Origin of the sequence: Humidesulfovibrio sp., assembly GCF_035560995.1 — a bacterium.
Lineage (GTDB): Bacteria > Desulfobacterota > Desulfovibrionia > Desulfovibrionales > Desulfovibrionaceae > Humidesulfovibrio.
Window position 1 is genome coordinate 1 of the sequence record NZ_DATMYK010000152.1, and the last position, 2940, is coordinate 2940.

General features: G+C 64.5%; 3 protein-coding genes. All 3 read right to left on the reverse strand.

Features of this window, described 5'->3' with window-relative positions; translation table 11 throughout:
• Nucleotides 1–414: hypothetical protein (locus VN419_RS05975; RefSeq protein WP_325645469.1), on the reverse strand; the 414-nt coding region annotated here is incomplete at its 3' end.
• A gap of 87 nt (nucleotides 415–501) precedes the next feature.
• On the reverse strand, nucleotides 502–1245 hold the full coding sequence (locus VN419_RS05980) for a 4Fe-4S dicluster domain-containing protein (protein WP_325645471.1): 744 nt from the start codon (nucleotides 1243–1245) through the stop codon (nucleotides 502–504).
• 67 nt (nucleotides 1246–1312) lie between these two features.
• On the reverse strand, nucleotides 1313–2940 hold a 1628-nt coding region (locus tag VN419_RS05985), incomplete at its 5' end, for a molybdopterin dinucleotide binding domain-containing protein (protein ID WP_325645473.1).

Below are 2940 nucleotides of genomic sequence, written 5' to 3' on the forward strand. Positions count from 1 at the left end.
GCCCGCGAGCAGGGCGGCGGCAAGTTGCGCGCCCTCGTCCTTGCCGCTGCCGGTGGAATCGAGCAGCACCGCCAGACGGGCCATGTCCTGGGCCAGCTTGGGGAAGGCCTGCGCGGCCTGGGGCAGGATGATTTTGGCGGCGACGCGGAAGCGGGCGACAAGTTCCTCGCCCGGCTTTTCGAGGTTTTCCAGCAGCGCGGCCAGCAGGGGCCGCCCGTGGGCAAGGTCGGCCATGACGGGCTCGGCGTCCGGCAGGCTGGCCTTGGGCAGCGCGGCGACGGCTTCCAGACGGGCCTTTTGCAGCAGGGCGTAGGAGGTGGCGATATCCGCCATGGCCGGGCGGCGGGTCTTGAGGTCTTCGAGGGCCTCGTCCACGTCGAACAGGCGTTCCTGATTTTTGAGGGTCTGCCGCATGGATGCTCCATGTATGGGGGTTGAAAAATAACGGGCCGCGCTGCCTTTTGCGGCGGCACGGCCCGTGCTGCGGTTTAAGGCGCTTATCTAGCCGAGCAGGTTCTTGAAGGGCTTGGCCACGGCGGCCAGCAACTCCTGGCGGTTCAGCTCCGCGAACTGGGTCTTGGGCTGCACCGTGCGCTCGGCGAAGTCATGGTACAACTTGCGCGACTCCGTGACCAGGAAGATCACGCTCACGTCCTCGGGGTCCAGCAGCTGGGCCTTGGGGTAGGTCTTCTTGACCTTTGCCAGGCGTTCCTCGGCCAGCTTCAGCATGGCCTCGCGCTCGCCGAAGTTCATGCAGCCGGTGCAGCAGGTCTTCACGCAGGCGGGCACCTGGCCGTTCGTGATGCGGTCGAAGCACATGTCGCACTTGGTCAGCATGCCGCCATCGGCGTTATTCCGGCGGGGAATGTTGTACGGGCACATGGTGCGCACGTCCTCGGACTGCTGGGGCGTGAACTTCTTGGTCAGCTCGGTGTAGAGCACGGCTCCGGTCTTCTCGTCCTTTATGATGGCGCCGGGCAGGATGGCGTCCGCGCCTTCCTTGCAGCCGGGGGCGTTGCAGTGGCGGCACTGTTCGGGGAAGAACAGCCACTCCACGCGCTCCTTCATCTTGTATTCCTTGAAGCGGATGAGTTTGTAGTTGTAGGGCCCCAGGTCGGGCGGGTTCTGGTGCGTGCCGGTCTGCTTGGTGGGCACGGCCGGGAAGTTCTTCCATTCCTTGCAGGCTATCTGGCAGCCTCGGCAGGCTGTGCAGCGCGATGTGTCGATGAGAAAGGTCTTGGGCATGGCGCATCTCCCTTGTGCGTCTGCCCGGCGGACCCGTCACGTTCGGGCGGGTCCGCCGGGCGGGCGGTTATCTCTCGATTTCCGTGATCTTGACGGCCTTGCGCACGTTCACCAGCGAGGCCTTGAACTCCGGGATGTAGACGTTGGGGTCGCCCACGGTGGGAGTCAGCCTGTTGGTGGAATCGCCCACGCCGGGGGTGGTCCAGCCGAAGGCGAAGGGCATGCCGATCAGGTGCACGGTCTTGCCCATGACCTTGAAGGGCACCACGCGCACGGTGACCATGGCCACCGCCTGCACCTTGCCGCGGATGCTTTCCACTTCGACCACGTCGCCGTTCTTGATGCCCTTTTCCTTGGCCAGTTCGTGGCTCATCTCCACATACAGCTGGGGCTCGGCCTCAAGCAGGATCTTGGTGTTGCGCGAGTCCGTGCCGGAGAGCCAGTGCTCGGTTAAGCTGTAGGTGGTGAGCACGATGGGGAAGCGCGGGTCCGCGTTCTTGGCCAGCTTGTCCATGTCGCTGGTGATCCAGCGGATGGCCGGATTGCTCATCTGCTTGCCGAAGGGGTTCTTGGCCAGCGGGGTTTCCGCGGGCTCGTAGTGCTCCGGCAGGGGGCCGTCCACGCGGCCGGGGCCGAAGAGCTGGGCATGGCCTTCCGTCTGCATGATGAAGGGGTACTTGCCGCCGGGTTCGGCCATGGGGGGCCCGCCGCCGTCGACCACGTCGCCCACCCAGCCCTTGCCGTCCCACAGGACCACGGGCAGTTCCGGGTTGAAGGGCTTGCCGTTCACGTCCACGCTGGCGCGGTTGTAAATGATGCGGCGGTTCACCGGCCAGGCGAAGGAGAAGTTGGGGTAAAGCCCAAGCTTCGCCTGCATGGGGGTCTGGGTGTGGTCGCGCCGCTTGGACAGGTTCTTGCCAGCTTCCGGGTAGCTTCCGGAGTAGATCCAGCACAGGCAGTTGGTGGCGCCGTCGTCTGTCAGGAAGGCGAAGCTCGGCACCTGGTCGCCCTTCTTGAACTTGCGGCCGTTCACTTCCGCGTCGCGGGTGAACCAGCCGTTGATCTTCATGGCCGTCTTTTCCGGGTCGTACTCGCGGTCCAGATCCAGGTTCAGGATGGGCTCCGGGAACACTCCGCCGTCCTTCTTGTACAGGTCGCGCACGGCGTGGAACAGCTCCACCTCGATCTGGCCCATGCTCTTGCTCAGGCCCATGGGCTCGTAGCCCTTGTGGTGCCACATCTGCCAGCGGCCGGAGTTGGTGGCCGTGCCGGCCTTTTCGCCGCGGTGGCTGCAGGGCAGCAGGAACACCTCGGTGTTGATCTTCTTGGGGTCCACGCCGGGGCCGCGCCAGAAGTCCGTGGTCTCGGTCAGGTGCACTTCGCCCATGACGAGCCAGTCCAGGTTCTCCAGGCTCTTCCTGATCTTGTGCGTGTTCGGCATGCTCTGGGCCGGGTTGTGGCCGTAGATGAACGCGCCCTTGATCTGCTTCTTGTACAGGCGGTCGAACATGAACATGCTGGCGTACTCTTCGCCGGGCTCCACCTTGGGAGTCCACTCGTAGCCGTAGCCGTTCTCCTTGGTGCCCGCCTCGCCGAACCAGCCCTTGAACAGGCTGACGGCGTACTTCGGCTGGTTCACCTTCCAGTTGATGCTCATGGGATCGTTGGTCTTGGGCGTGATGGACTTGTTGTAGT

Excerpts from the sequence above, each read along its gene's own strand:
- VN419_RS05980 (WP_325645471.1), bottom strand. The coding sequence starts at position 1,245 with ATGCCCAAGACCTTTCTCATCGACACATCGCGCTGCACAGCCTGCCGA.